Origin of the sequence: Wenzhouxiangella limi (assembly GCF_010499265.1) — a bacterium.
Taxonomy (GTDB): Bacteria; Pseudomonadota; Gammaproteobacteria; order Xanthomonadales; family Wenzhouxiangellaceae; genus Wenzhouxiangella; species Wenzhouxiangella limi.
This window is the reverse complement of record NZ_JAAGSC010000041.1, coordinates 66,696-91,673: the sequence shown is the minus strand read 5'-3', so window position 1 is coordinate 91,673 and position 24,978 is coordinate 66,696. Positions and strand designations below refer to the sequence as shown.

At 64.1% G+C, this 24,978-nt stretch carries 22 protein-coding genes and 1 pseudogene; 15 read left to right on the top strand and 8 right to left on the bottom strand.

Going from position 1 to position 24,978, the window contains the following annotated elements; translation table 11 throughout:
• Nucleotides 1–71: 71 nt before the first annotated feature.
• The 9 genes from G3I74_RS09135 to G3I74_RS09095 are packed head-to-tail and all read left to right on the top strand — an operon-like array spanning nt 72 to nt 13,361.
• Nucleotides 72–1,271 (top strand): LysM peptidoglycan-binding domain-containing protein, encoded by a 1,200-nt coding sequence (locus G3I74_RS09135; RefSeq protein ID WP_164211287.1) that lies wholly within the window; start codon nt 72–74, stop codon nt 1,269–1,271.
• Nucleotides 1,272–1,280: 9 nt separating this feature from the next.
• A complete protein-coding gene (dprA, locus tag G3I74_RS09130; RefSeq protein ID WP_164211286.1) occupies nt 1,281–2,429 on the top strand; it encodes a DNA-processing protein DprA in 1,149 nt (382 codons plus the stop codon).
• Entirely contained in the window at nt 2,430–2,906 is a 477-nt protein-coding gene (locus G3I74_RS09125) for a Smg family protein (protein ID WP_164211285.1), read from the top strand.
• A 1-nt stretch (nt 2,907) separates the two neighbouring features.
• Nucleotides 2,908–5,349 (top strand): DNA topoisomerase I, encoded by a 2,442-nt coding sequence (locus tag G3I74_RS09120; RefSeq protein ID WP_164211284.1) that lies wholly within the window; start codon nt 2,908–2,910, stop codon nt 5,347–5,349.
• A gap of 12 nt (nt 5,350–5,361) precedes the next feature.
• Nucleotides 5,362–6,279 carry an oxygen-dependent coproporphyrinogen oxidase gene (gene hemF / locus G3I74_RS09115; protein ID WP_164211283.1) on the top strand — a complete coding sequence of 306 codons (918 nt, stop codon included), beginning with the start codon at nt 5,362–5,364 and terminating at the stop codon, nt 6,277–6,279.
• 56 nt (nt 6,280–6,335) lie between these two features.
• Entirely contained in the window at nt 6,336–8,432 is a 2,097-nt protein-coding gene (locus G3I74_RS09110; protein WP_164211282.1) for a putative bifunctional diguanylate cyclase/phosphodiesterase, read from the top strand.
• The gene (locus tag G3I74_RS09105) at nt 8,429–9,556 is read left to right on the top strand and encodes an FIST signal transduction protein (protein WP_164211281.1); all 1,128 of its coding nucleotides are present in this window, start codon (nt 8,429–8,431) and stop codon (nt 9,554–9,556) included. The genes G3I74_RS09110 and G3I74_RS09105 overlap by 4 nt, the downstream gene beginning before the upstream one ends.
• A 32-nt stretch (nt 9,557–9,588) precedes the next feature.
• Nucleotides 9,589–12,114 carry a response regulator gene (locus G3I74_RS09100; RefSeq protein ID WP_164211280.1) on the top strand — a complete coding sequence of 842 codons (2,526 nt, stop codon included), beginning with the start codon at nt 9,589–9,591 and terminating at the stop codon, nt 12,112–12,114.
• A gap of 2 nt (nt 12,115–12,116) precedes the next feature.
• A complete protein-coding gene (locus G3I74_RS09095) occupies nt 12,117–13,361 on the top strand; it encodes an EAL and HDOD domain-containing protein (protein WP_164211279.1) in 1,245 nt (414 codons plus the stop codon).
• Here G3I74_RS09095 and G3I74_RS09090 read toward each other — a convergent pair.
• Genes G3I74_RS09090 through G3I74_RS09080 form a run of 3 tightly spaced genes read right to left on the bottom strand, consistent with a single transcriptional unit; the run spans nt 13,358 to nt 14,845 of the window.
• Complete coding sequence (locus tag G3I74_RS09090) at nt 13,358–13,753, bottom strand: response regulator (RefSeq protein WP_164211278.1); 396 nt, start codon at nt 13,751–13,753, stop codon at nt 13,358–13,360. The genes G3I74_RS09095 and G3I74_RS09090 overlap by 4 nt on opposite strands.
• A gap of 19 nt (nt 13,754–13,772) precedes the next feature.
• Nucleotides 13,773–14,417, bottom strand: coding sequence for a rhomboid family intramembrane serine protease (locus tag G3I74_RS09085; protein WP_164211644.1), 645 nt, complete (start codon nt 14,415–14,417; stop codon nt 13,773–13,775).
• Between the two features lie 2 nt (nt 14,418–14,419).
• Nucleotides 14,420–14,845, bottom strand: coding sequence for a c-type cytochrome (locus G3I74_RS09080; RefSeq protein ID WP_164211277.1), 426 nt, complete (start codon nt 14,843–14,845; stop codon nt 14,420–14,422).
• On the opposite strand from G3I74_RS09080, the gene G3I74_RS09075 reads away from it, so the two are divergent.
• Nucleotides 14,829–15,545 carry an LOG family protein gene (locus G3I74_RS09075; protein WP_203594649.1) on the top strand — a complete coding sequence of 239 codons (717 nt, stop codon included), beginning with the start codon at nt 14,829–14,831 and terminating at the stop codon, nt 15,543–15,545. The two genes, G3I74_RS09080 and G3I74_RS09075, sit on opposite strands and share 17 nt — an antisense overlap.
• Entirely contained in the window at nt 15,542–16,387 is an 846-nt protein-coding gene (locus G3I74_RS09070) for a BPSS1780 family membrane protein (RefSeq protein ID WP_164211276.1), read from the top strand. Before G3I74_RS09075 ends, G3I74_RS09070 begins: the two co-directional genes overlap by 4 nt.
• 34 nt (nt 16,388–16,421) lie before the next feature.
• On the opposite strand, the pseudogene tatC reads toward G3I74_RS09070, so the two are convergent.
• The 4 genes and pseudogenes from tatC to G3I74_RS09050 all read right to left on the bottom strand — a co-directional run.
• Nucleotides 16,422–17,183 (bottom strand): annotated as a pseudogene (tatC, locus tag G3I74_RS09065) (twin-arginine translocase subunit TatC); the annotation flags it as partial.
• Nucleotides 17,161–17,436 carry a Sec-independent protein translocase protein TatB gene (tatB, locus tag G3I74_RS09060; protein ID WP_164211274.1) on the bottom strand — a complete coding sequence of 92 codons (276 nt, stop codon included), beginning with the start codon at nt 17,434–17,436 and terminating at the stop codon, nt 17,161–17,163. The gene tatB and the pseudogene tatC, both read right to left, overlap by 23 nt.
• 12 nt (nt 17,437–17,448) lie before the next feature.
• Nucleotides 17,449–17,733, bottom strand: a complete 285-nt coding sequence (gene tatA, locus G3I74_RS09055; protein ID WP_164211273.1) for a twin-arginine translocase TatA/TatE family subunit — start codon at nt 17,731–17,733, stop codon at nt 17,449–17,451.
• Nucleotides 17,734–17,787: 54 nt separating this feature from the next.
• A complete protein-coding gene (locus G3I74_RS09050) occupies nt 17,788–18,744 on the bottom strand; it encodes an NHL repeat-containing protein (protein ID WP_164211272.1) in 957 nt (318 codons plus the stop codon).
• Nucleotides 18,745–18,906: 162 nt separating this feature from the next.
• Here G3I74_RS09050 and hemH point away from each other — a divergent pair, with 162 nt between their 5' ends.
• From hemH to recQ, 3 genes are all read left to right on the top strand, one after another.
• Nucleotides 18,907–20,064, top strand: coding sequence for a ferrochelatase (gene hemH, locus G3I74_RS09045; protein WP_164211271.1), 1,158 nt, complete (start codon nt 18,907–18,909; stop codon nt 20,062–20,064).
• Nucleotides 20,065–20,067: 3 nt separating this feature from the next.
• Nucleotides 20,068–20,841 carry a GDSL-type esterase/lipase family protein gene (locus tag G3I74_RS09040; protein WP_203594648.1) on the top strand — a complete coding sequence of 258 codons (774 nt, stop codon included), beginning with the start codon at nt 20,068–20,070 and terminating at the stop codon, nt 20,839–20,841.
• A 67-nt stretch (nt 20,842–20,908) separates the two neighbouring features.
• Nucleotides 20,909–22,729, top strand: a complete 1,821-nt coding sequence (gene recQ / locus G3I74_RS09035) for a DNA helicase RecQ (protein WP_164211270.1) — start codon at nt 20,909–20,911, stop codon at nt 22,727–22,729.
• A 9-nt stretch (nt 22,730–22,738) separates the two neighbouring features.
• On the opposite strand, the gene G3I74_RS09030 is transcribed toward recQ, so the two are convergent.
• Complete coding sequence (locus tag G3I74_RS09030; RefSeq protein ID WP_164211269.1) at nt 22,739–23,125, bottom strand: DUF6746 family protein; 387 nt, start codon at nt 23,123–23,125, stop codon at nt 22,739–22,741.
• 121 nt (nt 23,126–23,246) lie between these two features.
• Between G3I74_RS09030 and G3I74_RS09025 the strand changes: the two genes are divergently transcribed.
• Nucleotides 23,247–24,977, top strand: coding sequence for an endonuclease/exonuclease/phosphatase family protein (locus tag G3I74_RS09025; protein ID WP_164211268.1), 1,731 nt, complete (start codon nt 23,247–23,249; stop codon nt 24,975–24,977).
• Nucleotide 24,978 lies beyond the last annotated feature (1 nt).

Here is a 24,978-nt window from a genome sequence, read left to right as displayed (position 1 = left end):
GGCTGTTGTGCAACTATACTTATGATAACCTGCGAATCTCAACGCCACGTTGGCCGCATGGGAGAAAGCTCGTGAAACGCATCGTAATGGTTCTGGCCGTCGTTGTCCTGGCGCTCAGCCTGCAGGCAGGCGCCGTCGAACTGCGTGAGGATCACCCCAGGGAGTACGTGGTTCAGCCCGGCGACACGCTCTGGGATATCGCTTCGAAATTCCTGACCCGGCCATGGCAATGGCCAAACATCTGGCAGGCCAACCCGGAGATCGAAAATCCACACCTGATTTATCCCGGCGACGTCATCTCGCTGGTGTTCATCGGCGGCGAACCGCGCCTGATGGTGGACGACTCGATCAAGAAACTCTCGCCCCGGATTCGCTCGGAGGCCATCGACGGTCCGATCACCACGCTACCGCGCGACGCCATCGAGCCCTTTCTGAGACGTCCGCGGGTCCTCGACGCCGAAGAGATCGAAGACCTTCCCTATATCATCGCAAACTACGAGCATCGGGTCATGGTCGGCATCGGTGACCGCACCTATGCCCGCGGGATGGCCGACAAGGCCGAGGGAGAGGAAGTCATCATCGCCCGCATGGTCCACCAGTTCGTTGACCGCAGCGAGGCGATCGTCGGCGATCGCGGCATGCGCCGCAACCGTATCCGCACCGGCACGGGCGCCGGACAGGTGCCCTACAGCGAGCGGCCCAGCAGCGAGTTCTGGCTCAACACGGTCGGAAAACTCGAAGCCTTCGACTACCCGATCATCGGCTACGAGTTTCTCGAAGCGGCCCGGGCGGTCGTCCTGCGGGCCGGTGACCCCGCCGTCCTCGAGATCGTCGAGGGCCGCCGCGAGGTCATGGCCGGAGATCGGGTGTTGCCGATCGATGATTTTCAGCTCGAGGAAACCTTCTTCCCGCGGGCCATGGATGAAACCCCGGAAGGCGGCCGTATTCTCACGCTCAGCGAGGCCTATTACGGCGCCGGCCACTATCAGATCGTGGCCATCAACCTCGGCACCGAAGACGGGGTCCAGCCGGGCCACATGTTTTCTGCCTTCCGGCCCGGCGACGTCATGCGCGACAACATCGAGTATCCGCGCATGAGCCGGGCCGCCTTCGAATCGCCCGAGCGGGTGCACGTCGAACTGCCCGAAGAATTTGCCGGCCAGCTCATGGTTTTCAGACCGTTCGACCGCATCAGCTACGCGATCATTCTCGACGGCACCAACGCGATTCGCGTCGACGATCGCCTCGACCATCCCGACCGGCGCCTGTAAGCGCGGGTCATGGCGAGCCGGAGCACCGTCTCCGACTGGCTGGCACTGGTTCTCGCCCCGGGGCTGGGAACCCGGCGCTTTGCCGAATTAAGCGAGTATTTCGACTCGCCCTCGGGCTGGATCGAGGCCTCCGATCGTGATCTGCTCAATGCCGGGCTGAACCGCAATCAGATCCGGGCCCTGCATCATCCCGATCCCGAGACAATGCAGCGCTGCCTGGACTGGCTGGCGCCCGAAGACCATCACCTGATCACGCTGGAAGACGATTACTACCCGCCACTGCTTCGCGATATTGCCGACCCGCCGCCGGCGCTGTTCGTGGCCGGGCAACCCGACTGCCTGCTCAGCCCGCAGCTGGCGATCGTCGGCAGCCGCAACGCCACCGCTGGCGGCCTGGATCATGCCCGCTCATTCGCCGCCACCCTGGCCAGTGCCGGACTGGTCATTACCAGCGGGCTGGCGGCCGGCGTCGATGGCAACGCCCATGCCGCCTGCCTGGACGCCGGCGGCCGGACCGTTGCCGTTGCCGGCACCGGGCTGGATCGCGTCTACCCGGCCCGGCATCGCGATCTGGCCCAAAGAATCGTTCGCCAGGGGGCACTCGTCAGTACGTTTCCGCCCGGCACCGAACCCAGGGCCGGACATTTCCCCGCCCGCAACCGCCTGATCAGCGGCATGAGCCTGGGCACCCTGGTCGTCGAAGCCGGTCAGCGCTCGGGATCCCTGATCACCGCCCGACTGGCCTCGGAACAGGGCCGCGAGGTGTTCGCCATTCCCGGATCGGTGCACAACCCACTGGCGCGCGGCTGCCACCGCCTGATTCGCGAAGGCGCCAAGCTCATCGAAACCGCCGAAGAAGTGCTTGAGGAACTGCGACCGCTCGCCGGCCAGCTGGGCCTTGCCCTGGCCGCGCGCCTGGCGACGAACCCGGATGAAGGCCTTGATTCGGAACGTGCCGCACCACATGTGAAGCTGGACGAGGAGCAACGGCGCCTGCTCGACGCCATCGGCTACGATCCCACGCCCGTCGACGAAATCATCCGCCGTACACAATTGACGACTGCGGCGGTATCCTCCATGCTGCTCCTGCTGGAACTGGATGGTCACGTCACGGCCCACGCCGGCGGACGCTACAGCCGCACGCACCAAGGACCCTGAATGAAAGAAAACGTGCTCGATCTGCTGATGTATCTGTTTGAGAACTACATCTACGACGAACCCGAAACAACGCCGGACCGCGAATCGCTGAGCGACAGCCTGGAAGAAGCGGGCTTCTCCAGCGCCGAGATCGAAAGAGCTTTTTCCTGGCTCGACGGTCTGGCGGAGCAGCGCCGCATGCCGGTCATGGCCGGCCACGAGAGCAATCCGGTGCGGATTTTCTCCGATGGCGAATGTAGCCGACTGGATGTCGATGCCCGTGGACTCATCCTGTATCTGGAAAACATCGGTGTGCTTGACCCGGCCCGGCGAGAACAGGTGCTCGATCGCCTGATGGCGCTGGAGGAAGAAGACATCGATATGGAAGACGTCAAGTGGGTGGTGCTGATGGTGCTTTTCAACCAGCCCGGGCAGGAAGCGAACTACGCCTGGATGGAAGACCTGATGTTCGACGAAGAGGGCGAATATCGCCACTAGCATGGCCAAAAATCTTCTCATCGTGGAGTCGCCGGCCAAGGCGACCACCATCAACAAGTACCTGGGCCCGGATTTCGAGGTTCTGGCGTCTTACGGTCACGTCCGCGACCTGGTGCCCAAGGAAGGGGCAGTGGACCCGGACAATCGCTTTGCCATGCGCTACGACATCATCGAGCGCAACCGCAAGCACGTCGACCGGATCGTAGCCAGCGCGCGCAAGGCCGACACCGTCTACCTGGCCACCGACCTGGACCGCGAGGGCGAGGCCATCTCCTGGCATATTGCCGAGATCCTCAAAGAGCGCGGGATCAAGGATTCGACGGCGATCCGCCGGGTGGTGTTTTCCGAAATCACCAAGCGCGCGGTCGACAAGGCCATGGAGAACCCGCGCGACCTGGCCGGCGACCTGGTCGATGCCCAGCAGGCCCGGCGCGCGCTGGACTACCTGGTCGGTTTCAATCTGTCGCCGCTGTTGTGGAAGAAGGTCCGGCGCGGACTCTCGGCCGGGCGCGTCCAGTCCCCGGCGCTGCGCATGATCGTCGAGCGCGAAGAGGAAATCGAACGGTTTGAAGCGCGCGAGTACTGGACCATCGAGGCCGATCTCGGGACCGAAGCGGAGCGATTTTCGGCCAATCTGGTGCGCCTGGACGGCAAAAAGTTCGAGCAGTTCGACATCACCGACGAGGCGCGCGCGAACGAGGTTCGCCAGCAGGTCGAACAGCGCTCGGGCGGGACGTTCGAGGTGGCGCGCATCAACAAGCGCCAGCGCCGCCGGCGGGCGCAGCCGCCCTTCATTACCTCGACCCTGCAGCAGGAAGCCGCGCGGCGGCTGCGTTTCACCACCCAGCGCACCATGCGCCTGGCCCAGCAGCTGTATGAAGGCATCGATATCGGCGAAGGCACCCAGGGCCTGATCACCTATATGCGAACCGACTCGGTGGCCCTGTCCCAGGACGCGCTGAACGAGATCCGTCAGGTCATCGGCACGGAGTACGGCGCCAAACTGGTCCCGGAAAAACCGAACTTCTACCAGTCGAAGTCCAAGAACGCCCAGGAAGCCCACGAGGCCATCCGGCCCTCGTCACCGAAGCTCACTCCGATCCGGCTCAAGCGCCACCTGAGCGAAGAGCAGTACCGACTCTACGAGCTGATCTGGAACCGGGCCGTGGCCAGCCAGATGATCCCGGCGGTCTACGACACCGTCAGCGCCGAGTTCGAGGTCGGCGATCACACTTTCCGCGCCTCGGGCTCGACCCTGATCGAGCCGGGCTTCCTGGCCGTCTACCAGGACGCCCAGGCGGCCCAGGACAACCGCCTGCCGCCGCTGGAGGAAGGCGACAAGATCGCGCTGGCCGCGGTCCGGCCCGAGCAGCACTTTACCGAACCGCCACCGCGCTATTCCGAGGCCAGCCTGGTCAAGGCGCTGGAAGACCACGGCATCGGCCGGCCGTCGACCTATGCCTCCATCATCCAGACCCTCAAGGATCGCGAATACGTCGATCTGGAAAACCGTCGCTTCACCCCGACGGCGACCGGACGGGTGGTCTCCAACTTCCTGTCCAACCACTTCGAACGCTACGTCGACTACGACTTCACCGCCAAGCTCGAAGACGAACTCGACGCGATCTCGCGCGGCGAGCACGACTGGGTGCCGTTGCTGGAGGAGTTCTGGCAGCCGTTCATCGATCGGGTCCACGAAAAAGACGAAACCGTCAGCCGCCAGGAAGCCCAGCAGGCGCGTGAACTGGGCACCGACCCCAAGACCGGCAAGCCGGTGATCGTCCGGCTGGGCCGGTATGGCCCGTTCGCCCAGATCGGCCAGGCCGAAGACGAGGAAAAGCCGCAGTTTGCCGGCCTGCGCCCGGGGCAGAAGATGGAAACCATCAGCCTGGAGGAGGCGCTCGAGCTGTTCAAGCTGCCGCGCAACCTGGGCGAGACGCCGGAAGGCGAACCCGTGCAGGCCAATATCGGCCGCTTCGGCCCCTACGTCCGATATGGTGCCCGCAATTTCGTGTCGTTGAAGGATATCGACCCGCACGACATCACCCTGGAGCAGGCGCTCGAAAAGGTCGCAGAGCACAAGCAGATGCTCAGGGAGCGGATCATCAAGCGCTTCGATGCCGAAGATATCGAAATCCTGAAAGGCCGCTACGGCCCCTTCGTGACCGACGGCAAGCGTAACGCCAGCGTGCCGAAGGACGTCGAGCCCGAATCCCTGGACCTGGAAACCTGCCAGAAGCTCCTGGCCGAAGCACCGCCGAAAGGCCGGCGCGGCAAGTTCGGCAAGAAAAAGGCCGGGTCCAAGAAAACAGGATCCAAGAAAACCGCGACAAAAAAAACGGCCAAGAAGAAATCAAGCAAGAAGAAAACGACCAAGAAGAAAACAACCAGTAAAAAGACAAAGAAAAAAGCTTCAAAAAAGAAATCAGCGAAAAAAAAGTAAGCCACCTCAACCATGTCCACACCGAGCATCGAACCCGTCGCCGCCTACCTGACCGATCTTCAGGATCGTTTGTGCGCGGCGTTCGCCGCCAGCGACGGCGCCAGCGAGTTTCGTGAAGACAGCTGGGACCGGCCCGAGGGCGGCGGCGGACGGACCCGCGTGCTCGAAGGCGGCAAGGTCTTTGAAAAAGGCGGCGTGAACTTCTCGCACGTCCATGGTGATGCCCTGCCGCCGGCCGCCAGCGCGCGCCGACCGGAGCTGGCCGGTCGCGGTTTCCAGGCGCTGGGCGTTTCGGTCGTAATGCACCCGGTCAATCCCTATGTCCCGACCAGCCACGCCAACGTGCGCTTCTTTCTGGCCGAAAAAGAAGGCGAGCCGCCGGTGTGGTGGTTCGGCGGCGGCTTCGACCTGACGCCTTACTACCCGTTTGACGAGGACTGCCGCCACTGGCACCGCGTCGCCCACGACCTTTGCCAGCCGTTCGGCGACGACGTCTATGCCGAACACAAGCGCTGGTGCGACGAGTATTTCTATCTCCGCCACCGCGACGAAACCCGCGGGATCGGCGGGCTGTTTTTCGATGACTTGAACGCCTGGGGCTTCGAGCGCTGTTTTGCCTACCTGCGCGCCGTCGGCGACGGCTATCTCGAGGCCTATCAGCCCATTGTCGAAAAACGCAAGCACACCGCATTCGGCCAGCGCGAGACCGATTTCCAGCGCTACCGCCGGGGTCGCTACGTGGAATTCAACCTGGTCTATGACCGCGGCACGCTGTTCGGGCTGCAGTCGGGCGGGCGAACAGAGTCCATCCTCATGTCGCTGCCCGCGGTCGCTCACTGGCGCTACAACCACCAGCCCGAGCTGGCTTCAGCCGAAGGCCGGCTGGCCGAATACCTGAAGCCCCGGGAGTGGCTGCAGACGGGTCCGTAAAGCATCCGGCGAAAACTTTCTTCCCGCAGCGGGAGTATTGCAATACGGGCACGTCCATGAACCCACGGCACCAGCATTCAGGCGAACCAAAGATTCTTCTGATCGACGACGACGCGCTGATCAGAACACTGGTCTCCAGCGGCTTGACACGCGCTGGCATGGCGGTGCTGCAAGCAGAACACGGCGCAGAGGGACTGGCGACGCTCGCCGCGCAGAGCCCGGACCTGGTGCTTTTGGACGTCCACATGCCCGATATGGATGGCTTCGAGGTGCTCAAGGCGATGCACCAAAGGCATCAGGAACGCCCGCCACCGGTCATCATGCTGACCGGCGACGATGACCCCGCGTCCATCGAAACGGCCTTCGAGCATGGCGCAACAGATTTCATCACCAAGCCCATCAACCTGCGCCTGCTGGAACAGCGTATTCGCTATGCCATGGCCAGCCATGCGCGCGAACATCACCTGAGGCAACTTCAGGCCGAGCGTACCAGCGCCTGCCAGATTGCCCGCCTGGGTTTCTGGCGCCTGTCCGGCCCCGATGCGGCTCTGACCTGGTCTGAATCGGCGGCCGAACTGCTGGCCCGAAGCCATGACCTGCCGCCATCCCTGCCCGACTTGCTTGCCGAAACGCATCCCGATGACCGCCTGCGGCTGCAAGTGGCTTTCGATGCCGCAGCCCGGTCCAGCCAGGCGTTTGATCTCGAAGTCCGCATGCCAACGGCTGAGCACGAGCGCGTTGTGCGATTCTGCAGTCCGGGCCTGAGCCAGGAGCAGACGCTGATCGGTTCGTTTCAGGACGTCACCAGCCTCCGGCGCCTGGAAGCCCAGGTCGCGTACCTGTCTGAACACGACGAGTTGACCGGCCTGCCCCGGCAGCGCCTGTTTGCCAAGCTCGTGGACGAAGCGATCAACGAGGCTGGACCGGGCCGAATCCTGATCTTGTTGATATCGATCGACCACGTCCTGAAGCTGAGCGAATATTTCGGCAGTCGCAGTTCCCGCGAAGCCATCTTGACGATTGCCCAGCGACTGCAGTCAGGCAGCCGGCCAGCGGTCGTAGCGGGCCGCCTGGAAGACGGCGTCTTCGGACTGGCCGCAAAAATCGGCGATGCCGAGGTCAACGCGCTGGCCGGCGAAATCCAGGACCACCTCAGCCAGCCGATAACCATCGGCGGGCGCGACGTGCCCGCCCGCCTGATGGTGGGTGCTGCCGTTTACCCGACCGACGCTGACGCGGCAGACGAACTGATCAAGGCCGCCAGGCTCGCCTGTCGTTCGGCGGAAGAAACGCGCCGGGATGGCCTGCACTTCTACACTGCCGGCTCGGAACACGACTACGGATCGCGCCTGGTCCTCGAAGCCGATCTGCGCAGTGCCTGCCGTGACAAGCAGTTCTTTCTGGTCTACCAGCCCCAGCTCGACATGCACAGCGGCCAGGTCATCGGTAGCGAAGCCCTGCTGCGCTGGCAACATCCGGACCGAGGCATTGTTTCGCCGGTGGAATTCATTCCGGTGCTGGAAGAAACCGGGCTGATCAGGGAGGCCGGCGCCTGGGTGCTGGAGCAGGCCGTTGCCGATGCCGCTCGTCTGCGCGCAAAAGCTTACGACCTGCGCATGGGAATCAACCTGTCGGCGGTGCAGCTGCGCAGTGAGCAGCTGCCCCGCTTCCTTCGCGAACTATGTCGCCGCCATGATCTGCCGCACCATCGCCTGGAGCTGGAAATCACCGAAGGCACGGCCATGCACGACCCGGTGGCAACCCGCATTCTGCTCGAACGGCTGAAATCGCTGGGATTCAGTCTATCCATCGATGATTTCGGCACCGGTCATTCCGCGCTGTCCTACATCACCGCGTTCCCCATGGACACCATCAAGATTGACCGCAGCTTCATACAACACATCACCGAGGGCCGAAAACAGCGCGCCATCGTCACCGCCATCAGCGCCCTGAGCAGCCAGCTGGGCCTGACCACGATCGCCGAAGGCATCGAAACCGAACGACAAAGAGACTACGTCGACGCGCTGGGTGTGCATGAAATCCAGGGGTTTTTACTCTCCCGCCCCCTGCCCTTCGATGAGTTCGAGCAGTTTCTCGCCAGACACGGCACAGCATCCGCCAGACCATCATCGGTAAGGGCAGGCAAGCCATGAAATCTCTGGTCACCGCATCACCGAACCTGGACGACTTCGCCGCTTTGCTCGACCAGGCCGATCGGCAACATCACGGCGCGCTTCTGGTCCTGGGCTGCGATCAGAACCACTGGCCGAAAGAGGATCTGGACGCGCTGCTGACCCGCACGAACACACCCGTCCTGGGCGGCATCTTCCCGGCCATCGCGATCAACGACCAGCGTCACGAACACGGGGCGATCATTCTGGGACTTGAAGAACGACCGGATGTCGCAAGAATTGCCGGCATGAGCGACCCGCATGCCGACTACGAGGCCGAACTGCTCGGCCAGCTCGATCGATGGCAGGGCCTGGAGATGGAAAGCACGCTCGTTGTCCTGGTCGATGGCCTGGCCAGCCGGATTTCGGCGCTCGTCGAGGATCTGTTTTTTGTCTTCGGTCTGGCGAACAATTTCGTCGGCGGCGGCGCCGGGTCACTGAGCTTCGAGCAAAAACCCTGCATCATTTCCTCCGGTCGCGTTGAGGCCGATGTGGCGCTCGTTGTCAAACTGCCCAGATCCAGCACGATCGGCGTTACCCACGGCTGGAGCGGCATCAGCGATACGCTGGAGGTGACCGAGGCGGATCGAAACGTCATCAAGACGCTGAACTGGCAGCCGGCCTTCGAGAGCTACAAGGCCATCGTGGACACCCACAGTCCAACCCCGATCACCCGCGAGGATTTTTTCGAGGTCGCCAAGTCCTACCCGCTGGGCCTGCAGAAGCTGGACGGCGAGATGGTGGTTCGCGATCCGCTGATGGTTCAAAACGACAACGAGCTGGTTTGCGTCGGTGAAGTACCGCAGGGCGCTTTCGTGCGCGTCCTCAACGGCAATGCGGCCAGCCTGCTTGAGGCGGCCCGCGAGGCCCGCCGGATTGTCGGTGCGGACCAGCCCGACTCAGACAGGCAGCTGCTGTTGTTTGACTGCATTTCCAGGGCGCTGTTTCTTGGGCCGGGCATTGAGCAGGAACTCAAGGCCCTGACCGAGGGCGAGCCATCGGTCGGCGCCTTCACCCTGGGCGAGATTGCCAACAGCGGAAGGGATTACCTTGAATTCCTGAACAAGACGACCGTGCTTGCCCGCATCGGCAAGCCGAGCCGTTGACCACCTCGGCTTGACCGGCAAGAATCATCCGTATGGCCACCAGACCCCGCCACGAAACCGAAATCCTGTTCGAGATCTCGCTGGCCATCGGCAAAAGCCTGGACCTCGATCAAATGCTGCGTCAGGCCCTGGCCACGATGATGCGCCAACTCAATGCGCAGGGTGCGCTGGTACTGGCGCCCCGCTCGGGCTCGACACCCGGGCGGGTCGTATCTTCAAGCACAGAGGCGAAGCTGAGCTGGGCGCCGGTGTTCAGCGCACCGCGGGTCTTTCTCAACGATCCAACCAACGCGGAGCTGGTCGACTCGCTGGTGCTGCCGGACCAGGCCGAAGCGCTGGCCGGTTTCTATTCGGCCCGGCCCTTCAGACGGACCCTGCGTGAGTCGATCTTCCTTGTCTTTCCGCTGCGCGACTTCGGCGTGCTCATTCTCCGCCGCTCGGGCGAGCGCCTGACCGATTCGCTGGTCCAGTCCCTGCAGGTTCTCATGGACAAGCTGGCCAACGCCGCCATTGCCTGCCTGCATGAAACCAGCCTGCAGGCGCAGGTTCGCGCCGCCGAGAGCGCCAACCTGGCCAAGAGTCGATTCCTGGCCAATATGAGCCATGAGATCCGCACGCCCATGAACGGGATTCTGGGCATGATCGACATGGTCCTCGACACCCGGCTTGACAGTGACCAACTGGAAAACCTGGAGCTGGCCCGGTTGTCGGCCCAGCACCTGCTGGAACTGATCAACCAGGTTCTCGACCTGTCCAAGATCGAAGCCGGCAAATTCGAAATCCATCCCGAGCCGATCGATCTGATGGAATTCGTCGGCACCGTGATCAAGAGCCTCAGCGCGCGGGCCCAGACCAAGGACGTCGAACTGCAGTACGACATCGGCGACGCCCTGCCCGATACCGTGATCGCGGATCCGGCCCGGCTGCGCCAGGCGCTGATCAACCTGATCGGTAACGGTCTGAAGTTCACCGAGCACGGCTACGTGCGTCTGACGGTGAGCGGCGGCGAACCGGTAACTACCCAAAACGGGCGATCGATCTGCCTGCAGCTTCGGGTCGACGACACCGGCGTCGGGATTCCCGCCGACAAGCTCGAGACCATTTTCAAGCCGTTCGAGCAGGTCGAGTCAGACGCCGCGCGCCGGTTCGAAGGCACCGGCCTGGGACTGGCGATTACGCATGAATTGATCACCCTGATGGGCGGCAGCATAAGCGCCAGCAGCACGCTCGATGTGGGCAGCAGCTTCACCATCGAGCTGGAGCTGCCGATCTCCAGCGAGCCGCCGCCGCGCGAAGCCGAGCAGATGGTGGAGTTCAATGGCCGCTCTGTGCTGTGTGTTGCCGGTGAACCGATCAATCGCAAGGTGGTTGGACATCTGCTTGATCGTCTGCAGGTCCACCACGAGATCTGCCAGAGCGGGTTCGAGGCGCTGATCCGGCTGCGCCAGGCCGGTGAAAAAGGGGCACCGTTCGATCTGGTGTTAATCGATGCCGACCTGCCGGGCCTCGACGGTTACGCCACCGCGCGCCAGATACTCGACGAGGAACTGGCCCAGGCGACCGACATTCGCATCATGTCCTCCAGCAGCGTGCATGGCGAGGAAAAAAAATGTCGCGATCTGAAGCTGCGCTCACTGCTGATCAAGCCCATCACCCTGTCGGTGCTGCAGCGGGCCTTGAGCCAGCACTGGGGCAATACCGGCCTGCGCCAGGCCGGACAAACCCGGCGCGAGCTGCTGCAGGACCGCCGACTGACGGTGCTGGTTGCCGAAGACAGCACCGTCAATCAGAAAGTCACCGCGGCCTTGCTAAAAAAAGTCAACGCCCTGTACACCATCGTCGAGAACGGGGTGGAAGCAGTAGAATTGGCCGGGAAACAGGCGTTCGATCTCATTTTGATGGATATGATGATGCCGGTGCTGGACGGCCTGGAAGCCACCCGACAGATCCGTTTGCTGGAACAGGAAACCGGGGCCCGACCCTGCCCTATCATCGCCCTGACCGCCAACGCCATGAAGGGCGACCGCGAGGCCTATCTGTCCGCGGGCATTGACGGCTACGTCGCCAAGCCGGTCGAGCCGGCCAGTCTGTATGCGGAAATCGAGCGCGTGGTGATCTCCGGCCAGCGCCTGGCGCCGGCACCGACAGCACCGTCCGCCCAGTTTTCCGACTTCGACGAATTTCTGAAAGCCGGAACCGACCAGCAACCCGATTCCGGGCTGGACTGGGATGGTGCCGTAAAGCACTCCGGTGGCGATGAGGCATTGCTGCGCGAGGTACTGACAGCGTTTCTGCCGGAACTGCCCCGACACCTGGCGGAACTGGCCCGACACCTGTCTGATCGCGATCTTGCCGCGCTGCAACGCGCTGCCCACACCCTCAAGGGTCTTGGCGCCACCTTCGGCATGACCACGGCCTCCGAATCGGCCAAGAAACTGGAACACGCCTGTCGCGGAGGCGTCGACTGGGGGGAACTACAGGCGCTGACCAACCGGCTGGTCGAACAGATCGAGGCCTGCCGTCCGGCCCTCGAGGCCATCAGCAATCCTGGCGAGTAACGATGGCTACACAACCCGCCGATGGCTACGGCATCGCACTCCAGCCGGTTTGCAACCAGGCCCTGGAACACATCGGCGACAAGCTGCTGTACCGCGAATCGGCCAGTGCGCGGGAAGCCAACGTCGACGATGCGCTGCTGGCCACGGCCCGGGCCTGTGCCAGCGTCATGTTCGACATTGGCCTGCAAGAACTGGTCGGCAACCGCTTCTTGCTGTGCACGATCCCGGATGAATGGCTGTTGCAGCCGGAATCGATTCTCTATCCGCCCGAGCAGACCGTTCTTGAACCCAACCTCAGCGCGTGGCAGCGTGCCGAGACCCCGGCAGCCCTCGCCCGGCTGCAGGAAGCCGGATACCGGATTGCGGTCGATGCAGCGGTCCTGGCCACAACCGCACAGCAGCTTGAGCGATCGCCGGACATCATCAAGACCGATTTCCGCCAGCGCCAGACCCCCATCCGGACCGAGCCCGCCGGGATAGGCGGATCGCTGCAGATGGCCACGTTCATCGAAACCCCGGAGCAGCTGGACGAGGCCCGACGGGCGGGCTTCGACTGGCTGCAGGGCTTCGTCTTCTCGCTGCCGGTCGTCATCCCCAGGACCACCCACCGGCGCAGCGGCAACCGGGCGGTCGAGCTGCAGTTGCTCGCCGAGCTATCAAACGAGGAATGCAGTCTCACCGAACTCGAACCGCTGCTCGCCCAGCATCCCAGCCTGGCCATCGTGGTGCTTCGACAGGCCAACTCCGCCGCGCTGGGACCGCGGGGGCGGACCATTGATACCCTGACCGAGGCGATGCTGCGAGTCGGGTCGGGACGCATGCGTATGCTGATCTCGACGTTCATGCTGACCAGCAACGAACCGATCCGGCGCCTGCAGGCCCGTCAGTTGCTGGTGCGAGCGGGGATGGCAGCCAACCTGGCCGAACGCGTCGCCAGCATATCCAGCCCGATCGCCTTTTCGGTCGGACTGTTTTCCCGCCTGGACGTCTTCGAAGGCCAGCCCATGGAGCAACTGGTGCGTGACCTGCCCTTCTCCGGCGCGGTCCGGCGCGCGCTCACCCATCGGGAGGGCGAACTCGGCAAACTCATCGACATACTGGACGGCTTCGAGGCCGGGCGGTTCAACGCGCTGGGCGCCAATACCACGGCCATGCTCAACGAGGACTACCTGCGGGCCAGCGCCTGGGCAGATCGCTGGCTGCGAGACGATGATGACGAGGAGGCTGAAGGTCGGTCGACGTCCTAATCTGCGGCCGATGCGCGATAACGCCCGATCGAGATTTCCAGTTTCTCGAGACTGTAGGGCTTGGCCAGCAGGTCGTTGACCTGGAGCTCGCGCGCCCGTTCCACGTTTTGCTTGGTCGCGCTACCGGTCTGTATCACCACGAAGATTTCATCCCCGCCGGGCATCTCGCGCAGCGCTCTGAGCACCTCCAGGCCATGGATGTCGGGCATTTCCAGGTCCAGGAAGACCACGGCAGGTCGATGTCGCTTGATCATCTCAAGCGCCCGGGTTCCGCTGGCGGCCTGGCGGATATTGAGAAAATTCAGCTTGCGCAACAGCCCGGATAGCAGCAGCCGCATCGGCTGCTGGTCATCCACGATCAGGATTTCGTCGGCGTAGGTCTTTTCATTCATGGACTGACCCGGAGAGGCCTCAGCGCCCCGGTGATGCCCTGGAGGCCCAGTACAGGATCAGAACCAGGCCGAAGAGCATGCCGCCCAGGTGGGCAAAATGGGCGATGCCGGACATGGTGCCAGTGACCCCGAAAACCAGGGTCAGGATGCCATAGACAATCACGAACCATTTCGCGCGCATCGGGATCGGGGGGAACAGCAGCATGATCCGGCTGTTCGGATACATCATGCCGAAGGCCAGCAGCAGACCGAACACCGCACCCGAAGCCCCGATCGTCGGATAAATTTCGCCGGACAACTGCGCGACCACGAGCTGAACCAGGCCGGCCCCGATCATGCACACAAAATAAAAGATCAGGAAGCGCCGGGTGCCCCAGAGCCGCTCGATCGGCAAGCCGAACATGTACAGGGCGAACATATTGAAAAACAGGTGCGCCAGGCCGCCGTGCAGAAACCCATAGCTGACCAGCTGCCAGACCGCAAAGCCGGTCTGCAGGGTCGTGCCATCGCCCAGATTGATCGTTCCCGGTGTGCCCAGGGGCCAAAGCGCGAACAGGCGGACCACGTCGGTGAAGGCGCTGACCTGGATGAAATAGGTCACCACCGTGATGATCAGGAGCGTGATCGCCGCCGAACCGCCGAACCCGCCGCGCGCCGGATGCATCGTCACGGGAGCTCATCCAGTGCCTGCATCAGACCATCCCGTCCTTCCAGCGGTGGCCGTCGCTCGGCAAAAGCCGTGCGCAGACGGGCGATGTCGGCGGCCACCAGACCGGCCTCGCGCTGTGCCCAGGTCCGCTCGGTAAAGCCCAGCAGCGCGGCGATGTCTTCATCGCTCAGATGCTGCATCGGCGGCATGTAGCCGCGATAGGTTCGACCGGCCACCTCGATCTCGCCGCGCAGACCGTACAACACGATCAGGGCCAGCGCCTCGGACGGCAGCTCCATCCATTCCGAGCCGGCCAGCGGCGGGAAAGCCGGCGGCTTGCCCTCGCCCTGGTTGCCGTGGCAGGAGGCGCAGTAGCGCAGGTACGGCTCCTGCCCCTCGGCCAACTCGGTCGGTGGCGTACCCGAGTTGCACGCCGTCAGCACAGCCAGCGCTGCGGCGGCGAAGCCCGACCGAACGGCTGCCGGTACAGTCCTTAGCCTGCGTTTACAATGTGGGATTGTCCTGTTCATTCGTTTTTACTTGATGTCCATTCAGCGCGTTACCGTTTATGCCGCGTCCAGCCAGGCACTGTGTGCAGACTACATCAATGCGGCAAGTCGTCTGGGCCGCTCGCTCGGCAATGCCGGCCTCACCATTATCTACGGTGGCGGTGGACACGGCCTGATGGGCGCCATGGCCGAAGGAGCGCTCAGTGTCGGGGCCGAAGTTCACGGCATCATTCCCGAATTCCTGACCCGCGTCGAGGCCGGGCACCAGGCACTGACGTCGTTGGAAATCGTCGACGACATGCGCACGCGCAAAGCAAGAATGCTCGAACGCTCCGACGCCGTCGTCGCCCTGCCGGGCGGCTGCGGTACCTTCGAAGAACTGTTCGAAGCCATGACCCTCAAGCGTCTCGGCCAGTTCCTCGGTCCGATCGTGCTGGTCAACACCGGCGGCTATTATGACCGGCTGCTGGCGTTTCTGCAGCAAAGCGTGGACGAACGCTTCATGAATCAGGCCCATTTGCAGATGTGGCAGAGCGTGGAGGAACCGGAGCAGGTCCTCGACGCACTCGGCGAGGCACCGGCCTGGTCGACGAACGCCATTTCCGGGGCCGCCGTGGTGCGTTCCGCGTCATGAACGGTGGCTATACGATCCAGCGCGTCGGCTTCCGGCAGGGCCTGGCGTGGATTCCGGCCAGTGCTGAATGGATGCGACGCGGTTTTCGTCCCATTTTTTCCATTGCCGCGCTTTGGCTGGGGGTTTCCCTGATCGCGGTCATCCCGCTGGTCGGCCAGGCCATCCTGGCCCTGATCACGCCGCTGCTGACCGCCGGCGTCATGCTGGCCTTTGACCGTCTCGGGGAAGGGAAAACGCCGCCGCCGACCACGCTCTTTTCGGCCTGGAGCGACCCGCTCAGACGCTCCCGACTGCTGATGCTGGGCGTCTTCGGCATGATCGGGGGGCTGGTAGCCGCCGTGGTGCTGGTTTCCTGGCTGAGCAGTCAGCTGGGGCCAGACCAGCTCGAAGCCGCCGTGCAATCGCCCGAAGCGATGGCCCAGGCCCTCGCAGACGTCTCTCTGGGCGGCGGCCTTGTAATGTCGGGCGCGGTCATGGCGCTGGTGGTCGCCGCCATGTATTTCGCTGTGCCGCTGGTCATGTTCGGACGGGCGCCGGTTTTTTCGGGTCTCGCGACCAGCCTGCGGGCCGTACTGCGCAACTGGGCAGCCTTTGCCGGGTTCCTGCTGGCCGCGATCGGCGTGGTGGCCGGCGTGTTCATCGTCTTGCTGCTGGTCAGCGGCGTATTGACCCTGGCACTCGGCAACTTCGGCAATTTCTTTGCCCAGGTGATGCTTTTGCTGGCGGTGATGCTTTTCCAGGTGCTCATGACCGGTGCCCAATACCTGGCATTCAGCCAGGTGTTCGGCTGGTCACCCGGGCTGGAAGACGAGCTTCCGGGCCGAGATGATCTAGTGCCCTAGTGAGCGGGCCAAGCGGCTAATCAGGTCGCGCTCAGTCTTTGCCCGAGGCGGCGCTGGCTTCCTGCGTGCGCCGGACCATCACTCTTGCCATGAAGATGCCGAGCTCGTAGAGGACGAGAACCGGCAGCGCCAGCAAGGTCTGGGAAATCATGTCCGGCGGCGTGATCAGCATGGCCACCAGAAATGCGCCCACCACCACGTAACCCCGCGCCTTGGCCAGGGTATCGGTCGTGGTGATGCCCAGCGCGACCAGCACGATGGTGGCAACCGGCACCTGAAAAGCCAGCCCGAAAGCGATAAACAGGGTCAGGATGAAGTCCAGGTAGCGGCTGATGTCGGTCATCACCGCGACCCCTTCCGGCGCCATGGACGTGAAGAACGAAAACACCACCGGAAAGACGGCAAAGTAGGCGAAGGCGCAGCCGGCGTAGAACAGCAGCACCGAGGCAAATAGCAGCGGCCGGGCCAGGCGTTGCTCGTGCCGATACAGCCCGGGTGCAACGAAGGCCCAGGCCTGGTAGATGACCGCCGGCATGGAGATCAGCAGCCCCAGGATCAGCACCAGCTTGAACGGCGCAAAAAACGGCGAGGCCACGTCGATCGCGATCATGCTCGAGCCTTCGGGCAGGTAACGCACCAGCGGCTCGGCGAGCAGGGAATACAGCTGACGGGCGAACGGGGCCAGCGCGATGACCACGATACTGATTGCGATGACCGCCCGGAGCAGACGGGTGCGCAGCTCCAGCAGGTGGTCGATCAGGGTAAGCTCGCGCTTATCCTCCGTCTTTTCGGTCACCCTTGGGCTCCTCGTCCAGGCGGAACGGCGTCTCGAGTTCCTTGCGCGTCTTGGCCGCGGCTTCCATGATCCGGCGATTGTGCTCGTTGTCCAGCTCGGACTGGAATTCCGACTTGATGTTCTGCCAGGCGCCGCGGACCGTCCGGGTCATCTGGCCCGCGGTGCGGGCAATTTCCGGCAGGCGCTTGGGCCCGACAACCAGCAGCGCAAGCACGGCCAGCAAGACCAGTTCAGTGAAGCCAATACCGCTCATCGTGCGGCCAGGTCAGGTGTTTTTCGCGGTTCCCGATGCGGCTTTCTTCGCCTTCTCGGGTTTCTTTTCGGAATTCTGTTCCTCATCCGCTTTCGTCTCGTCCGAACTGCTCTCGCCGGCGTTCTTGGACTCGTTGTCGTTTTCCGCCTCTTCGTCTTCGCTCATGCCCTTGCGAAAATCGCGGATGGCGCCGCCCAGATCCCCGCCCAGCGTGCGGATCTTCTTGGTGCCGAACACCAGAAGCACGATCAGCAGGACGACCAGAATCTGAAACCAGCCGATATTGCCAAAACCCATCAGAACACTCCTTTCGACAGGGACTGCGCAGTCATTGCAAGATCCGGAAGTGTATCAGGACTGCCGGAAGCGCAGGCGAACTCCGGCCATCAGAAAAACCGTCAGAATCAGAGCCAGCACAGCGGGCGCAGAAAACACCGGAATGGGATGCCCAGCCGGCCTGGCGACGTCCCGCAGCTGGCACATCACCGGCGGAGCCACCGCCAGCGATTCCATCCCGATGATGGTTTCGGCGACCGCTTCGGCGGTGCCGGTGGCCGGATCGATACGCAGGATCTGGCTCGGTCCGTCCTCGTTACCCACCGCACGCCGGTCGGTCATCGCCCACAGGCTGCCGTCGTCGGCGAAGGACAGGCCAGCGTTGTTGTAAGGCGCCGCGGCAGCGCCCAGCGGACCGATCAATGTCGACGAGGCTTCCTCGAGATCGATGCGATACAGATTGGGTGCCGCTTCTTGACCCTCACGCGTCAAACCGACGCCGATGCCGTAAACCTCGTCGCCGCGCACCGCCAGATCGGTGATCGGCGCGCCCAGCGAGCCGGCTTCGCCGACCCGCCGCAACCGACCTGTCTCCAGATCGGCCAAAAACAGGGATTGTTCCATCGCCGAAACGACATACAGTCTCCCGTTGCAGTCGAAACTCATGCCGAAATCGAACGTGCCCGCCAGCCCCATGTTGCCAACCTCGAAGCCCCTGCCGACGGGGTCGCCAAAACCGCTACCCGTATCGATCTCCAGCAAGGTATTGGTGCTGTCATCAGCGCCGTAAAGCGTGCCATCCGGACTCAGGGCCAGCGCTTCGACGTCCACGAAATCGTTACGCACCGGGCCTATCTTTTCTGCGCGCCCGTCGGACAGAAACACGCGCCAGAGATGATTGATCGGTTCGTCTTCGGTATCCAGACCGCGTGAATTGATGCTGTACCCGGCCGGATTCGCCCACAGCGAAGCGGCCAGGGTCATGGCGACCACGGCCAGCACACTCTGGAAGACAGGTGCGAGGCTACGCACGGCGGGACATTCCTGCGGACTTTCGATCATTACATCATAGCAGAGCGCGGCGGACAATCCCACGCGTTCGCAGTTGACCATCGCTGGACGACCGGCACGCTTCACCGTCGACAGCGACCGGATTCGTACAATAGAGGCTCATTCGTCGCCGGCCTTGAACTCATGCAATCCTCCAACGCCCAACCCGCCAGATCCCGTCATCTCGTCACCACCCGCCAGGGCGTGGCCGAAGTGACCGCCCACCGCCAGCCGGCCCGGGCCGGCATCCTGATGGTCAACCTCGGCACGCCGGACGCGCCAACGGCCAAGGCGCTCAGACCGTACCTGAAGCAGTTTTTGGGTGATCCGCGCGTGGTCGAGGTCCCCCGGCCGATCTGGTGGCTGATTCTCAACGGCGTCATCCTGCCCTTTCGCGCGCCCAAATCGGCCAAGGCCTATGCCGAGGTCTGGACCAACGAGGGGTCCCCGCTACTGTTCAATAACCGGCGCCTGGCCGAAAAGCTGGCGACCGAGCTCGAACCGGACCTGCCCGATGTATCGCTGGAGCTGGCCATGAGCTACGGCCAGCCCTCCATCCAGGCCGCGCTGGAGCGCATGAAGGCCAACAACGTCCAGCGCCTGCTCGTACTGCCGATGTACCCGCAGTATTCGGCCACAACAACGGCCTCGGTGTTCGACCAGGTCACCACCTGGATGCAGGGCCAGCGCTTCTTCCCGGAACTGCGCTTCATCAACGACTTTTACCGCGAGAGCAGCTGGCAGGAAGCCATTGCCGATTCCGTTCGCCGTCACCAGGCCGAGCACGGCAAGCCCGACAAACTGCTGTTTTCCTTTCACGGCATCCCCAAGCGCAACCTGCAGGCCGGCGACCCGTACTACTGCCAGTGCCAGTTCAGCGCGCGCAAGATCGCCGAGCGGCTGAACCTGGGCGAAGACGACTGGCAAGTCTCGTTCCAGTCACGCCTGGGGCGGGCCGAGTGGCTCAAGCCCTATACCGATCACACGCTCGAAGCGCTCGGCCATGCCGGCGTAAAGAAACTCCAGGTCATCTGCCCGGGATTCTCCATCGACTGCCTGGAAACGCTGGAGGAAATCGCGATGGAAGGCAAAGAAGAGTTTGTCGAAGCCGGCGGCGAGGATTTGCAGTACATCCCCTGCCTGAATGAATCCGACGACCACGTCGCCGTGCTCAAGCAGCTGTGTCTGCGTCACGGCCAGGGCTGGCCGGAGTTCGAAGGCCGTTGCTCGGAACCGGAAGACCACGTGCGCACCCGGCTCGAGCAGGCCGACAAGGCGGCCGTGACCCTGAACCTCGAATAGGCGGTGGACGTCGAGGGCCTTCGGCGCCAGCTGCTGGCCTCGCTCAGCCTGGCGCTGGCACCGATCGGCCTGGCGCAGGGGAAAAGACTGCGAAAGCGCGCGGTTCGGCTGGCCGAAGCGCCGGGCGCGCGATGCGGCGAGGTCGCCGGCCCTGGTCCCGCGCTTCGCTTGCTCGCCGTCGGCGAATCACCGCTGGCCGGGGTCGGGCTGGACAGCTTCAGGGACAGCGTAAGCTGCGCGCTGGCCCAACATCTGGGCGGCGCCACCGGTCGGGCCGTGGCGTGGAAGATTCTGGCTCGCGGCGGACTCACCGCCGAAGCCGTCCACGAGAAGCTGCTGCCCGATCTCGACGCCGAATCGACCGACCTGATCCTGATCGGACTGGGCGTCAACGACAGTCTGGCCATGCGCTCGGCCCGGCGCTGGCGCGCCGACCTGCAGGCATTGATCCAGGCGCTGCGCGCGCGCACCGGCCCGGCCCCGGTTCTGCTGGCCGGTGTCCCCGACATGCAGCGCTTTCCGCTGCTGCCGTTTCCCTTGAGCGTGCTGCTCGGCGCCCGCTCGCGCCTGCTCGACCATGCCGCCGCCGGCCTGGTCGGCTCCCGGGCCGACATGGGCCATGTCCCCATGAGGCTGGATGCCGGCTCGAGCGCGCTGTTTTGCGAGGACGGCTTCCATCCCAACGCCATCGGCCATGCCCGGTGGGCCGAACAACTGGCCCCGGCGGCTCTGGACCTGCTGCGCGCCACCGGCAAAGTCCGACGGTCGGCCGGGTGATTTTCCGACCGCTTCGGACAATCCGGGCGGTTATCCTGTCGACCATGTTCTCCTGCGCGACCCGCGAATGAACCAGACGGCCCCCGTCGACACGGCCGGGTCGGCTTCGCCCGAGGCTTTGCTGGCCCGGATCTTCGGCTACAACGCCTTTCGCGGCCGCCAGCGCGAAATCATCGAGACGGTGGTCGACGGCGACAACGCCCTGGTTCTGATGCCCACCGGCGGCGGCAAGTCGCTGTGCTACCAGATCCCGGCCCTGGTGCGTTCCGGCACCGGCATCGTCATCTCGCCGCTGATCGCGCTGATGCGTGATCAGGTCGAAGCGCTCAAGGCCAACGGCGTTGCCGCCGCGGTACTCAACTCCAGCCTCGACGCGCAAGCCCGGCGCCAGGTCGAGCGGGATCTGCGGGACGGGAATCTGGACCTGCTCTACGTCGCCCCGGAAGGCCTGCTGCGCGAGCCGGTGCTGGCCATGCTCGAGGGCTGCCGGCTGGCCCTGTTTGCCATCGACGAGGCGCACTGCGTGTCGCAGTGGGGGCACGATTTCCGCCCGGAGTATCTGCAGCTGGGACTGCTGCGCGAGCGTTTTCCAAAGGTGCCACGTATTGCGCTGACGGCCACCGCCGACGAACGCACCCGGGCCGAAATCAGTCGTCACCTGCTGGCCGACGGCGGCCGCACCTTCATCGACAGCTTCGACAGGGCCAACCTGCGCTACCGGGTCGGGCTGAAAGACAACGCCCGCGCGCAGCTGTTGCGCTTCATCCAGAACGAGCACCGCGGTCATTCGGGAATCGTCTACTGCTTTTCGCGCAAGCGCACCGAGCAGATCGCGGCCTTCCTCTACCAGAACGGTCTGACCGCCCTGCCCTACCATGCGGGCTTAAGCGCCGACGAGCGACAGGCCCATCAGGACCGCTTCATCGGCGAAGACGGCGTCATCATCTGCGCCACCATCGCCTTCGGCATGGGCATCGACAAGCCCGACGTGCGCTTTGTCGCCCACCTCGACCTGCCGCGTTCGATCGAGGCCTACTACCAGGAAACCGGACGCGCCGGACGCGATGGTCTGCCGGCCGACGCCTGGATGGTCTACAGCCTGGCCGACATCGTCCAGATTCGTCAGATGCAGGCCAACTCCAGCGCGCCGGAGGCCCAGCAACGGCTGGAGCGCGAGCGCCTGGAAGCGCTCCTGGCCTACTGCGAGCACGCCGGCTGCCGACGTCCGCCGCTGCTGAGCTACTTCGAAGAGGATCATCCCGGCAACTGCGGTCGCTGCGACAACTGCCTCAATCCGCCCGAGACCTGGGACGCGACCGAGGCCGCGCGCAAGGCCCTGTCGTGCGTTTACCGTACCGGTCAGCGCTTCGGCGCCGGCCACGTCATCGACGTCCTGCTGGGCAACGCCAGCGACCGCATCGCCTCGCTGGGACACGATCGCTTGAGCACCTTCGGCATCGGCAGCGATCTCGATCGCAAGACCTGGCAATCGGTGCTGCGGCAGCTGCTGGCCCTGGGCCATCTGCAGCCCGACCCGGCCGGCCACGGCGGCCTGCAGCTGAGCGAACGCTGCCGACCGCTGCTCAGGGGCGAACAGCAGGTGCAGCTGCGCCGCGATACCGTTCCCGTCCGGCGCACACGCGCCGCCGGCAGCCGGGTCGAGATCGACACCAACTCGCCGGCCTGGGAGGCATTAAGACAGTGGCGGCTGGAAACCGCGCGCGAGCAGGGCGTGCCGCCCTACGTCATCTTCCACGACGCCACCCTGGCCGCCATTCTCGAGGCCCGGCCGGAAACGCTGGACGATCTGGCCCGGGTCACCGGTGTCGGTCAGCACAAGCTGGATCGGTACGGCGGCGACGTGCTCAACGTCATTGCCGCCCTGTAACGGTCCCGGTTAGCGGATGATCTTGCGCGCCGTGTCGAGGTAGACCTCGCCGCGCTCCTTGACGGTTTCGCCGTCGTTGCGCTCGGAAGCCAGGTGGACTTCCTCGAGCACTTCGGCCAGCTCTTCCATCTCGTCGCGAATCTTTTCCAGGGCATTTTCCAGGGTGTAGGTCAGCTCGTGGACCTCAAAAACCGCCTGCGTGTCCAGGCTGTCCTGGCTGAGCAGTTCGGAGAACTGCGAGTTGGCTTCGCTGAAGTTCTCCAGCGCTTCTTCCAGGGTGCGCGCGGGCTTTCCCTCGAAGTGTTCGGCTCGATCATCGTCATCATCGGACGCCAGCGCCAGCGGAACCAGCGCGGCGGAAAGCAGGAAAAAGAGAACGCGGGAAAATTTGGGCATGCTTGCACTCCATGGGTGTGTCGACGGATACAGACGGTCAGCATAACAGTTACATGCGCAGACTCTGATGCGTGCTTGAATTATCATCTCCTGGTCCTCCACGCCAACTGGCCGGATCCCCATGCGCATCCTCTCGACTTTATTGATCGGTTTTCTACTGGCCGCGAGCCTCTCGGCCCAGACCCTGAGCATCCCCGAAATTCACGGCGACGGCCATGTGCCAACCGTGCCGAATCGCGAAATCACCACCCAGGGGATCGTCACCCTGGTGCTGGAAGACCGTTTCTGGGTGCAGGCGCCCGACATCGATCGCCGCGCCGGGCTGGCCGTGCTGACCGAAGGCCGGCCGTCGGTCGGACGGGGAGACCGGGTGGCTCTGCGCGGGCGCATCGAGCATTATCTGCCGGACAATCGCCCGACCGACTTGCCCGTCACCCGCATGGTCCAGCCCAACATCGAGGTCATTGCCCGTGACCAGCCGGTGCCGGCGGCGGTGCTGATCGGACCCGACGGCGTCCAAATCCCCGCCAGCCTGGCGCCAGCGGCGTTTGACGCGCCGCTTAAGCCGGAAGATAACGCCATCGACTTCTGGACCGCGCTGATGGGCATGCGCGTTTCTCTGCAGACCAACCGGGTGGTCGGTCCGACCAGCCGCTTTCAGGAGACCTGGGTGGTCGCCGGCAACAACCACCGCAATCTCGGCCGGTTCGGCACCGTGGCCGCGCAACCGGACGACTTCAATCCCGACCGCATTCTCGTCCAGCCCAACCCGCTGCTGCTGCCCACCTTCCCGGACCCGGCGACGGTGGGCGATCGCTTTGCCGCTGTCACCGGTGTCGTCGACTACCGCTTCGGCAATTTCCGCGTTGTCGCCGAGCACGCGCTGCGACGCCTCCCCGAACCGCAAACCGCAATCAGCAGCCGCCTGTCCGGCGACAGCGACCACCTGCTGGTCGCCAGCTACAACGTCGAAAACCTCAATCCGGTGATCGAGGACTTCAGCGCGGTGCGCACGCCGCGCGACGTGGATGATGCCATCGGCAGCGGCCGCATGGACGAACTGGCCCGCCACATCGCCGAAATCTTGAACGCGCCGGATATCATCGGCCTGCAGGAGATTCAGGACGGCAACGGTGCCGAAGACAGCGACCTGGTCTCGGCCGATCGAACCCTGGCAGCCCTGACCACCGCCATCACCGAGGCCGGCGGGCCGAGCTATGCCTGGCTCGATCTGCCGCCCGAGCGCAACGCCGACGGCGGCCAGCCCGGGGGCAACATCCGCAATGTCTTCCTCTACAACCCGGCCCGGGTGGAGTTGGTGACCGACAGCGCCCGACGTCTCGGCGGACCGGCCTTTGCCAACAGCCGCAAGTCGCTGGTCGCGGAGTTCGTCTTCAACGGCCATCGGCTGGTTGTGATCAACAATCACTTCGCCTCCAAGGGCGGCAGCGACCCGCTGTTCGGTCAGCGCCAGCCCCCGGTCGAAGGCGATGCCGAGCAGCGCCAGGCCCAGGCCCGGGCCGTGCTGGATTTCGCCGCCGGCCTGAACACGGACCGGCGCGACCGCCTGGTCGTGCTCGGCGACCTCAACGATCACTGGTTTTCCGAACCGCTGAGCATCCTGACCGGCGATAAGACCGTGCCCCTGCACAACCCGGTCACCGATCTGCCAAGCCGAGAACGGTTCACCTACATCTTCCAGGGCAACGCCCAGGCCATCGACCATATCCTTGTCAGCCAGGCGCTGAAACCGGCTACCGAGCTGGCGCTGATACCGATCAACAGCCTGAACCCGCGCCAGGCCGCCGACCATGATCCGCTGGTGGTGAAACTGCACCTGCCGGAATCTTAGC